The sequence below is a fragment of the Delftia sp. ASV31 genome (genome assembly GCF_016428765.1).
Taxonomy (GTDB): Bacteria; Pseudomonadota; Gammaproteobacteria; order Burkholderiales; family Burkholderiaceae_C; genus Comamonas; species Comamonas acidovorans.
This window is the reverse complement of sequence record NZ_JAELTK010000131.1, coordinates 1-10847: the sequence shown is the minus strand read 5'-3', so window position 1 is coordinate 10847 and position 10847 is coordinate 1. Positions and strand designations below refer to the sequence as shown.

The 10847-nt window shown below is 69.8% G+C and carries 9 protein-coding genes and 2 pseudogenes; 9 read left to right on the top strand and 2 right to left on the bottom strand.

The annotated features are described in order from the left end of the window. Positions 1-355, top strand: a 355-nt coding sequence (locus JHD82_RS27405) for an aminotransferase class IV (RefSeq protein ID WP_199139940.1), incomplete at its 5' end; no start/stop codon positions are given. Between the two features lie 64 nt (positions 356-419). Here JHD82_RS27405 and trxA read toward each other — a convergent pair. Further along, positions 420-1376 (bottom strand): thioredoxin, encoded by a 957-nt coding sequence (gene trxA, locus JHD82_RS27400; protein WP_012202925.1) that lies wholly within the window; start codon positions 1374-1376, stop codon positions 420-422. A gap of 341 nt (positions 1377-1717) precedes the next feature. Here trxA and JHD82_RS27395 point away from each other — a divergent pair. The 6 genes and pseudogenes from JHD82_RS27395 to JHD82_RS27370 form a co-directional block, all read left to right on the top strand. Beyond that, positions 1718-2638 (top strand): annotated as a pseudogene (locus JHD82_RS27395) (ABC transporter ATP-binding protein); the annotation flags it as partial. Next, the gene (locus JHD82_RS27390) at positions 2635-4023 is read left to right on the top strand and encodes a hypothetical protein (RefSeq protein WP_199139936.1); all 1389 of its coding nucleotides are present in this window, start codon (positions 2635-2637) and stop codon (positions 4021-4023) included. The pseudogene JHD82_RS27395 and the gene JHD82_RS27390, both read left to right, overlap by 4 nt. Positions 4024-4106: 83 nt before the next feature. Beyond that, positions 4107-4604: a 5-(carboxyamino)imidazole ribonucleotide mutase gene (gene purE / locus JHD82_RS27385; RefSeq protein ID WP_012202922.1), complete on the top strand. Its 498-nt coding sequence runs from the start codon at positions 4107-4109 to the stop codon at positions 4602-4604. Then, the gene (locus JHD82_RS27380; RefSeq protein WP_012202921.1) at positions 4601-5764 is read left to right on the top strand and encodes a 5-(carboxyamino)imidazole ribonucleotide synthase; all 1164 of its coding nucleotides are present in this window, start codon (positions 4601-4603) and stop codon (positions 5762-5764) included. Before purE ends, JHD82_RS27380 begins: the two co-directional genes overlap by 4 nt. 11 nt (positions 5765-5775) lie before the next feature. Then, on the top strand, positions 5776-6774 hold the full coding sequence (locus JHD82_RS27375; protein ID WP_034389903.1) for an L-threonylcarbamoyladenylate synthase: 999 nt from the start codon (positions 5776-5778) through the stop codon (positions 6772-6774). 187 nt (positions 6775-6961) lie between these two features. Next, complete coding sequence (locus JHD82_RS27370) at positions 6962-7678, top strand: NYN domain-containing protein (RefSeq protein ID WP_307838126.1); 717 nt, start codon at positions 6962-6964, stop codon at positions 7676-7678. A gap of 36 nt (positions 7679-7714) precedes the next feature. Here the strand turns inward: JHD82_RS27370 and JHD82_RS27365 are convergent, their stop codons facing one another. Beyond that, positions 7715-8614, bottom strand: a complete 900-nt coding sequence (locus tag JHD82_RS27365; protein ID WP_199139934.1) for a MurR/RpiR family transcriptional regulator — start codon at positions 8612-8614, stop codon at positions 7715-7717. 100 nt (positions 8615-8714) lie between these two features. Here JHD82_RS27365 and iolC point away from each other — a divergent pair, with 100 nt between their 5' ends. After that, positions 8715-10688, top strand: a complete 1974-nt coding sequence (iolC, locus tag JHD82_RS27360; protein ID WP_199139932.1) for a 5-dehydro-2-deoxygluconokinase — start codon at positions 8715-8717, stop codon at positions 10686-10688. A 62-nt stretch (positions 10689-10750) separates the two neighbouring features. Continuing rightward, positions 10751-10847 (top strand): annotated as a pseudogene (locus JHD82_RS27355) (5-deoxy-glucuronate isomerase); the annotation flags it as partial.

The following is a 10847-nucleotide window of genomic DNA, read 5'->3' as shown; positions in this document are numbered from 1 at the left end:
GGCCCAGGGCTTTGACGACGCCGCCTTCGCCGACCGCCACGGCCGCATTGGCGAGGCCACCATCTGGAACCTGGCCTTCTGGGATGGAGACGCCGTGGTCTGGCCGCGCGCCCAGGTGCTTCCGGGCACGACCGAGTCCATGCTGCGGCGCCAGTTGCAGCGCCTGGGCGTGGCGCAGCGCCAGGCCGTGCTGACCCGGGCCGACCTGCCATCCCTGGCCGGCGCCGTGGTGATGAATTCGTGGTCCCCGGGCATTCCGGTCAGGCGCCTGGCCGATGTGCATCTGCCCGATGCGCCCGGCTTCGTGCAGTTGCTGCACCGCGCGCATGCGGCCGAGCAACCGGTTGCACCCTGAGCCCTCGCCATGAAAAAAGGGAGCCGCAAGGCTCCCCCGTCTCTTCACCCGTGCAGCGCCGGTCTCAGTTCAGCGCCATGCTGAGCTTGCGGCGGTAGCTGTTGACCAGTTGCGTGGCTTCGTCCTGCTCGGCGCCAGCCTTGCCCAGCAGCTCGATGCCGCCGCTGCTCTTGCCGGGGATGGCGTCCTGCTTCTTGGGCTTCGGGGGCGTGAGCAGCTCCAGGATGCCCACGTAGAGCTTGCGCGCGGCCTGGCCGTTCCAATCCTTGTCGCGCATGATGATTTCCAGCAGTTCGTCCATGCTGGCGGCCCATTGGCCTTCGGCGGCCAGGGCCCGGGCCTTGCCGAAGCGGGTGTCGAAGTCGCGCTTGTTCTGCGCGATGACGGCGTCGAACTGCGCAAACTCCCAGTTGCCACGCTCGTCGTTGTGCACGAACAGCATGCACTGCAGCCACTGGTTGAGCGCCTCGAAGCGCGTGGCCTGGGGAATGCGCTTGAGCGGCTCGGCCAGCAGGGCGCCGGCCTCTTCGTAGCCGCCCGTGGCGATCAGCAGGCGCACATAGTCGAAGCGCGCATCGTCGTTGGCCGGGTCGGCGGCCAGGGCGTCGGCCAGCTTTTGCAGGGCGGCCTGGGTGTCGCCGGCTTCCAGCAACTGGTGGGCCTCGTCGGCTTCGGCCTCGGCGGCCAGCTCGCCTTCGGAGGGCAGGTGCTTGTCGAGGAACTCGCGCAGCTTGCCTTCGGGCTGGGCGCCCATGAAGCCGTCCACGGGGCGGCCGCCCATCATCAGAATGCAGGTCGGGATAGAGCGGATGCCGAACATGCCGGCCAGTTGCTGCTCCTGGTCGGAATCGATCTTGACCAGCTTGAAGCGGCCTTCGTAGGCCACTTCGAGCTTTTCCAGGATGGGGCCCAGCGTCTTGCACGGGCCGCACCAGGGCGCCCAGAAGTCGACGAGCACCGGCACCTGCATGGAGGCGGCGACGACTTCGGCTTCGAAATTCTCAATGGTGACATCAATCATGTGATCAGACCCTGTGGCAAGGCGCGCGGCCAGGGCGCGCAGACTGTGGCGGTTCGGAGTTCGGCGGCCGAATGCCTCCGATGCGGACCGTGTGATTCTCCAGCAATTCCAAGGCCCAGGGCGTGAACGCCATGGGCGGCAGCCACCCCAGATGGGAGCAGGCTGCGCGCATTTCAAGCCGCCCGGCCGAGGGCGCGGCGCGGCAGCGCTGGGCTATATTGGCGCGCTGTGCCGCCATTGCGGCCTGCCATCAACGCAATGAGGGAGGGCTCGCCTTGATCAAGGTTTCGCAGCTGGTGTTCGAGTACCCCGGCCACCGCGCGCTCGATGGCGTCAGCGTCCATATCGCCGCAGGCACCGTCACGGCCCTGGTGGGGCCCAACGGCGCCGGCAAATCCACGCTGATGCGCTGCATCGCCGGGCTGGACCAGCCGCTGTCGGGCCAGGTCCAGGTGCATGGCATTGCGGTGCAGGAGCAGCCCCGCGAAGTGCACCGGCACCTGGGCTATCTGTCGGATTTCTTCGGCCTCTATGACCGCCTGAGCGTGCGGCGCTGCCTGCAGTACGCGGCCCTGTCCATGGGCGTGCCCCCGTCCGAGGCGCCGCAGCGCGTGGCGCACGTGGCCGGGCAGCTGGGCCTGGCCGATCTGCTGGAGCGCCTGCCCACCGAGCTGTCTCGCGGCCAGCGCCAGCGCGTGGCCATCGGCCAGGCCATCGTCCACCAGCCGCGCGTGCTGCTGCTGGACGAGCCGGCCAGCGGCCTGGACCCCGAGGCCCGCGCAAGCCTGTCCCAGCTGATGCGGGCGCTGCAGGCCCAAGGCATGACCCTGATCGTCTCCAGCCACATCCTCAGCGAACTCGACGAGTACTGCACCCACATCCTGAGCCTGCGCGGCGGCCGCGTGGAAAGCCACGAGGCCCTGCACGGCAGCATTCAGGCGCCGGCCGCCGGCGGCGATGTGCCGCTGGCGCTGTACGCGCTGGAGCTGGCACCGCCCCCGGGTGCCTCGGCCGGGTCGCTGGCACGGCAGCTGCACCAGGTCCTTCCCGACACCCCTGTGCCGCCGCCCGATGACCAGGGCCTGGTGCATCTGCAGCTGTGGCTGCCCGCCCTGCCGCGCGAACGCGCCGACCTGCTGGCACGCCTGGTTGGCGCCGGCCTGCCCGTGGCCAGCCTGGCGCCTGTGCGCGAGCGCCTGCAGGACCGCTACGCACGCGGCCTGCAGGCCGCAGCACCCCTCACCCCTGCGGAGCAGCCATGACGCACAACCCCGAATTCCAGCGCCAGCTCTGGCTCAACTGGCGGCCCGCCCAACTGGGCTGGAGCCTGCTGCTCACCGCCTTGCTGCTGGCCACGCCAATGGTCCTGGTCCAGCCCGAAGACCGCCTGCATGCCCTGCTGGTCGCCGCCCTGATCGGCATGTGGATCGCCGCGGCCGGCCTGGGCAGCGTGCTGGCCGGGCGCGGCCTCAACGAAGAGGCGCACCAGCACACCTGGGACTGGCAGCGCCTGTCGGCCCTCACGCCCTGGCAGATGGCCTGGGGCAAGCTGCTGGGCGCCCCGCTGGCGGCCTGGCTGTACATGCTGTGGTGCGCGCTGGCCGTGCTGGTCACCTCGGCGGGCCAGCCGGGCGGGCTGGCCTGGGGCGTGCACGCCGTGCTGCAGGCCGTGCTGTGGGGCCTGGCCCTGCAGGCCTGGAGCATGCACTCCGTGCTCATGGGCTGGGGGCCGAAGGAGCAGCCCGCGCGCCGCATCCGCTTCGTGCTGGTGCCGCTGCTGTTCGTGATGGTGCTGCCCGGCCCCATCCTGGGCCGGTTGACCGAGCAGCTGGGCCGCGAAGAAGGCCGCCCTGTGCTGTGGTGGTCCGTGCCGCTGCACGGGCGTGGCGCCATCTACCTGTTCGGCGCCATCGCGCTGGGGCTGGGCCTGCTGGCCCTGTGGCGGCTGCTGTGCACGCGGCTGGATGTGCGCACCCTGCCCTGGGCCTGGCCGCTGGGCCTGTGCGTGGCGGGCCTGGCCTTTGGAGGCATGCACCTCGATGCAATGCAGTTGCAGGGCCCCGGCCCGGCCTCCTTCTTCGCTTGGACCACCGGGCTGGCGCTGGCGGGCACGGCCTATGTCTGCCTGCACGGCATGGACGAAGGCCTGCGCAGCTGGCGCCAGGTGCAGTGGTGCGTGTTGCAGGGGCGCTGGCGTGGCGCGCTCGAGGCCCTGCCGCTGTGGCCCGTGAGCTGGCTGCTGGCCGTGCTGGCCTGCGCGCTGTGGCTGCTGTGGCCCGCGGGCGGCCAGCCCATCGTGCCGGGCGCGGCCCAACTGGCGGCGCTGGCCACGGCGCAGTTGCTGCGCGATGCCGCGCTGGCCACGGGCTTTTCCCTGCTGGCCGGGCGCATCAAGTCGCCGCTGGCCGCGTTTGCCGTCACCTGGCTGCTGGTCAACATCGTGCTGCCGCTGCTGGCCTTTGGCCTGGCCGGGGCCGATGCCGCCGTGCTGGCCCAGCCGCTGGCAGCCGGCCTGACAAAGCCCGTCACCAGCGGAATGTGGCTGTCGCTGGCCGTGCAGGTGGGGCTGGCCCTGGCCTGGCTGGCCCATGTGTTTCGCCAGCGCGTGCTGGGTTTTGCGCGCGAGCAGCACACGGCTGTGCGGTGATTTGGCGCATGGATTACGCGAATTAGGACTAAAAAAGTAAAATCGCGGGTTCCACTAGGCCGGGCCGCAGGCGCCCTCACGACATGAACTCCATCCAGATCGGTGTGGTCATGGGCTCCAGCAGCGACTGGGAGACCATGCAGCACGCAGTTGCCATTCTTCAGCAATTTGGCATCGCCCATGAAGCCCAGGTCGTCTCGGCCCACCGCATGCCCGACGACATGTTCGCCTACGCCGAGGCCGCTGCCGGCCGTGGCCTGAAGGCCATCATCGCGGGTGCGGGGGGCGCTGCCCACCTGCCCGGCATGATTGCCGCCAAGACCGTGGTGCCCGTGCTCGGCGTGCCGGTGGCCAGCCGCCACCTGCAGGGCGTGGACTCGCTGCACTCCATCGTGCAGATGCCCAAGGGCGTGCCCGTGGCCACCTTTGCCATCGGCGCGGCCGGTGCGGCCAATGCGGCCCTGTTCGCCGTGGCCCTGCTGGCCAATGAGGACCCGGCCCTGCGCACCAGGCTCGAAGCCTTCCGCGCCGAGCAGACCGCCGCAGCGCGCGCGATGACGCTTCCCCCGGTGGCCGTATGAGCGCAGATGTGATCCTGCCGGGCGCCACGCTGGGCGTGCTGGGTGGCGGCCAGCTGGGCCGCATGTTCGTGCAATCGGCCCAGGCCATGGGCTATTTCACGGCCGTGCTCGACGCCGACCCGACCAGCCCTGCCGGCCTGGTCAGCCACCACCACATCCGTACCGGCTACGAAGACCCGCAGGGCCTGGCCGAACTGGCGCGCCTGTCGGCCGCCGTCACCACCGAATTCGAGAACGTGCCCGCCGCGGCGCTGAACCTGCTGGCCGCCCAGCGGCCGGTCTCGCCGGCTGGCTCCTCCGTGGCCATTGCCCAGGACCGCGCCCAGGAAAAGGCCCACTTCGTGCGCTGCGGCGTGCCCTGCGCGCCCTATGCGGTGATCGAGACGCCGGCCCAGCTGGCGGCCGTGCACGCCAGCCTGCTGCCCGGCATCCTCAAGACCGCGCGCATGGGCTACGACGGCAAGGGCCAGGTGCGCGTGAAGAACGCCGCCGAGCTGGCCACCGCCTGGGAACAACTGGGCCGCGTGGCCTGCGTGCTGGAAAAAATGCTGCCGCTGGCCCATGAATGCTCGGTCATCGTGGCGCGCGGCCGTGACGGCTCCATGGTCAACCTGCCCGTGCAGCGCAATCTGCACCGCGAAGGCATTCTCTCCGTCACCGAGGTCTACGAAGGCAACCTGCCGCAGGCCCAGGTCGAGCAGGCGCTGGCCGCCGCACGCTCCGTGGCCGACGGCCTGGACTACGTGGGCGTGCTCTGCGTCGAATTCTTCGTGCTGCAGGACGGCATGCTCGTGGTCAACGAGATCGCGCCGCGCCCGCACAACAGCGGCCACTACAGCCAGAACGCATGCGATGTCTCGCAGTTCGAGCTGCAGGTGCGCTGCATGACCGGCCTGCCGCTGACGCAGCCGCGCCAGCACAGCCCGTCCATCATGCTGAACCTGCTGGGCGACCTGTGGTTCAAGGACGGCGAACAGGCCAAGGCGCCGGCCTGGGACCAGGTCCTGGCCCTGCCCGGCTGCCACCTGCACCTGTACGGCAAGCACGACGCCAAGCGCGGCCGCAAGATGGGCCACCTGAACGTCACCGGCCCCTCGCCCGAGGCCGTGCGCTCCACCGCCCTGCAGGCCGCCGCCATCTTAGGGCTAGAGCCGTTCTGAAGGCCCGCGCGATGATTCTTGATGGAACGCTGGCGGCCTCTGTCCAGGCCGCCGCACAGGCGCTGCAGCGCGGCGAACTGCTGGGTCTGCCCACGGAAACCGTCTATGGCCTCGCGGCCGACGCCGACAACGACGCGGCCGTCGCGCAGATCTTCACCGCCAAGGGCAGGCCGCCCAACCATCCGCTCATCGTCCATGTGGCCGACAGCGGCGCCATCACGCGCTACGCACGTGAAGTGCCGCTGTTCGCGCAGCAGCTGATCGACGCCTTCTGGCCCGGCCCGCTGACCCTGATCCTGCCGCGCCTGCCCCAGGCCGCCCGGGCCTCGACCGGCGGCCAGGACAGCGTGGGCCTGCGCTGCCCCTCCCATCCCGTCGCCCATGCCGTGCTGGCCGCCTGCCAGCAGCTGCAGCCGCCCGTCTGGGGCGTGTCGGCGCCCAGCGCCAACAAGTTTGGCCGCGTCAGCCCCACCACGGCGGCCCATGTGGCCGGCGAGTTTGGCGACACGCTGCTGGTGCTGGACGGCGGCGCCTGCGAAGTGGGAATTGAATCGACCATCGTGGACTGCACGCGCGGCGTGCCTGTGCTGCTGCGCCCCGGCGCCATCACGCGCGACGATATCGAGCGCGCCTGCGGCCAGCGCCCCCTGTCCAAGGAAGAGCTGCAGGAGAACACGCCGCGCGCCTCCGGTACGCTGCTTGCCCACTACGCGCCCAACGCCCAGGTGCGCCTCATGGACGCAAAGCAGCTGCAGGCCGGGCTGGACGTGCTGGGCGCCGACGCCAGGAACCTGGCCGTCTACCACCGCACACCGCTGCGCACCGCCTCGCGCGCCGTCACGCTGCGCGCCATGCCCGCCGACGCCGCCGCCACCGCGCGCGAGCTGTTCGGCGCCCTGCGCGACTTCGATGAAGTCGGCGCCCGGCTGATCTGGATCGAGACCCCGCCCGACACGCCGGACTGGGAAGGCGTGCGCGACCGGCTGCTGCGCGCGGCGGCTGCGGGATAGAAGAGGTCCCCCCGGGACTGCAGTGCCGCATCGGGCATCAACCCGCGCGCCTGTCCAACGGCGTGCGGCGCAGGAACAGGCGCCGTTCCAGGCCTTTGAATGGCAGGAGTTGCTAGAATCGCGCTACACAATCCCTTCGCGGTGTCATTCAGTTGGCTCAGGCTTAGGGCGAAAAGGCCACCGCAAGGTGGTCTTTTCATTGGTGGCTTGGACATTGACCAGAACAACCATCTACATCGACGGCTACAACCTCTACTACTCGCGGCTCAAGGGCACGCCGTACAAGTGGCTGGACATTGCTGCGCTGTTTCGTGATCGCATCCTGCTGCCGCAAGACCCTGGCGCAGAGGTTGTCGCCATCAAGTACTTCACGGCCCCCGTCAAAGCCTCGTACGCCCGGCATGGCGAGGCATCGGTCCAGGCACAGACCCAGTACCTTCGCGCCCTTCAGGCACGAGACCCTGGCCTGATCCAGATCGTCAACGGCTTCCACGTCTTCGAACCCACATCCCTGCCAAGCTACCAAGCGGGCGCCAACCCGAGCAAGAACAACGTGTCGCGCGTCTGGATGATCGAAGAAAAGCAGACCGACGTGAACCTTGCGCTGCACGCCTACCGTGATGCAGTACGTGGCGAATGCGACCAGCTGGTGATCTGCTCCAACGACAGTGACGTGGAACCCGCACTGCGCATGCTGCGCGAGGACGTGCCCGCCGCCAGGCTGGGGCTGGTCATGCCATTGCGCGACAGGACCGCAGCAGACGGCAAAGTGCCCAACAAGCGCTTGACGGCGTTGGCGCACTGGGTTCGCCATCACATCAGGGACGACGAGCTGGCGCAATCGCAGTTGCCGCTGAACGTGCAGACGCGGAAAAAACCAGCCAGCAAGCCTGCGCATTGGTGAACCCCCACAAAGCGGCCCTGGGCGGAACGCTGCCGCCTAGGACCTCTTCACCGAAGGCTCGTACGCCAGCTCCATCCGGTAGGCCAGCGCCAGGAACAGCGACTGCGCCAGGGTCAGCGTGCTGGTCAGGGAGCGAAAGCCGAAGGTGGCTGCGTCCTGGGCCAGCAGGGTGACGGTGGCGCGGGATGCCAGGGGGCTGAGCTGGCTGTCGGTCAGCGCCAGCAGGCGCGCGCCGCGTGCCAGGGCCGCGTCCACCACCTCCAGCGTTTCGGGCGCATAGGGCTCGAAGGAGACGGCCAGCATCACGTCGCCGGGCGCCAGCGCGCGCAGCTCGCCCTTTTGCATGGCGCCCAGGCCGTGCAGCCAGTGCACGGGCTTTTCGGTGTGCTGCAGCGCATAGGCCAAATAGGCGCCCACGGGGAAGGCCCGGCGCGAGGCGGCCAGCCACAGCGAGGGGGCATCCATCATGAGGTCCACCGCCGCCTCGAACTGCTCGGGCGGCAGGCCGCGCTGCAGGGCCTGCAGGCTTTCGATGCTGCCTTCGATGACCTCGTGCGCCAGGCGCGCGCTGCTGCGTGGCTCGTTGCCCGAGGCGATCAGGCCCCGGATGCGGTCCTGGTAGTCATGCTGGGCCGAGAGCTGGCGCGCCGCATCGGCGCGGAACAGCGCCTGCAGTTCCGAGTACCCCGAGAACCCGAAATGCTTGGCAAAGCGCACCACGGCCGAAGGCTGCACGCCACATTGCTCGGCCGTGGCCTGGATGCCGTCGAAGGCCAGGCGATCGCCCTGCATTTCCACATGGCGGCCGATGGCCTTGAGCTGGCGGCTCAGGGCCTCGAAGCCTTCGCGCAGCACTGTGAGGAAGGCGGCGCGGTCGGCGTAGGGGCCGGCCAGCGAGGGGGCGCCTGCATCGCCAAGGGTTTTTCTATTTTTCATATATATGGAAAACTTTTTCTATTTCGATCTATGATCGCATGCACGCAACGATTATGGACAGGCCCGCACGCGGGTGTCCGCAACGCACAGGCCTATGACGATGAGCATGCTGAACTTTCCCTCCGACCGGCCGCTGGACGTGGCCTGCCTGGGCCGACTGGCCGTGGACCTTTACGCGCAGCAGATCGGCTGCAGCCTGGAGGAGGCCAGCAGCTTTGCCAAGTACCTGGGCGGCTCCTCGGGCAACATGGCTTTCGGCACGGCGCGCCTGGGGCTGCGCTCGGCCATGATTTCGCGCGTGGGCGATGAACAAAATGGCCGCTTCCTGGTCGAGACGCTGCGCCGCGAGGGCTGCGACACCAGCCAGGTGCAGGTCGATGCCCAGCGCCTGACCGGCATGGTGCTGCTGGGCATCAAGGACCAGGAGACATTCCCCCTGCTCTTCGCCCGCGAGAATTGCGCCGACATGGCCCTGGACGCCGAGGCCATCAGCGAGGCGTTCCTGGCCAGCTGCCGCTGCCTGGCCATCACGGGCACCCACCTGAGCGCACCCGGCGTGCTGGCCGCCAGCCGCAAGGCACTGGAGATGGCAGGCCGCCACGGCCTGGTGCGCGTGCTGGACATCGACTACCGGCCCGTGCTGTGGGGCCTGGCCGGACGGGGCGACGGCGAGACACGCTATGTGGCCAGCGCCGAGGTCAGCCGCAGGCTGCAGGCCGAGCTGGGCCAGTTCGAACTCATCATCGGCACCGAGGAGGAATGGCTGATCGCCGGCGGCGTGGAGGGCGACCTGATCGCCAGCCTGCGCCGCGTGCGCGAATGCAGCCGCGCCGTCTTCGTGGTCAAGCGCGGGCCGCTGGGCTGCTCGCTGATCGAGGGCGAGGTGCCCGATGCGATCGCCGATGCGCCCACGGTGCTGGGCGAGCGCGTGGAAGTGCTCAATGTGCTGGGCGCGGGCGATGCCTTTGCCTCGGGCCTGCTGTCCGGGCTGCTGCGCGGCAAGAGCCTGGAGGAATCTGCGGCGATTGCCAACGCCTGCGGCGCCATCGTGGTTTCGCGCCATGGCTGCGCTCCGGCCATGCCCACGCAGGCCGAGCTGGCGCACTGGTTCTCGGGCCACCGCCATCCGCGTCCCGACCAGGACCCCGAGCTGTCCCACCTGCACCGCGTCAGCCGCGCGCGGCCGCAGTGGCCCGCGCTGTGCGTGCTGGCCTATGACCACCGCAGCCAGTTCGACGATCTGGCGCGCGAGGCCGGCGCAGCGCCCGCGCGGCTGCGCCCACTCAAGCGGCTGATCAACGAGGTGGTCGCCCAGGTCGAGCGCGATCCGGGCAACGCGGGCCGCATGGGCGTGCTGATCGACGGCCGGCACGACCTGGGCGAGGCCGCGCTGCACGACGCCACGGGACGCGGCTGGTGGATAGGCCGGCCCATCGAGCTGCCGGGCTCGCGCCCGCTGCGCTTTGACGGCACGGACTCGCTGGCTTCCGAGCTGCTGCACTGGCCGCAAAGCCATACCGTCAAATGCCTGGTCTTCTACCACCCCGACGACACGCCCGCACTGCGCGCCGAGCAGGAAGCCTGGCTGCAGCAGGTCTGGACCGCCACGCGCGCCAGCGGCCATGAGCTGCTGCTGGAAGTGATCCCGCCAAAGGACGCGCTGGCGCCCGACGACCGGGGCGAGGCCGTGCTGCGCGCCATACGCCACTTCTACGACCTGGGCCTCAAGCCCGAATGGTGGAAGGTCGGCACCATGGCGCGCGAGAACTGGGAGGCGCTGGACGCCCTGGTGAACGAACGCGACCCCTGGTGCCGGGGCGCCGTGATCCTGGGCCTGTCCCAGCCCGTGGAGCAACTGGTGCAGGGCTTTGCCCAGGCGCGGGCGCCCGTGGTCAAGGGTTTCATGATCGGCCGCAGCGTCTGGGCCGGACCCGCGCTGCAGTGGCTGCTCAACGAGCTGGACGACGCCGCGCTGCGCGATGCCGTCGCCGCCAACTTCCGCGCGCTGATCGCGGGCTGGGATGCCAGCCGCGTGGACGCGCGCCAGGACATCACCGAAGGAGCTGCGGCATGAGCCCCCGCCCGGCCGCTCCGAAGGGGGCTCGCACCGCAGCCCGTGAGGGCGAAGGTCTCCCAATGAGCCTTCTCGTCAAGGCCGCGCCCGGCCGCGTCGTCACCGACATCACGCCCGCCAGCGCGGGCTGGAAGCACATCCACTTCAAGGCCCTGAGGC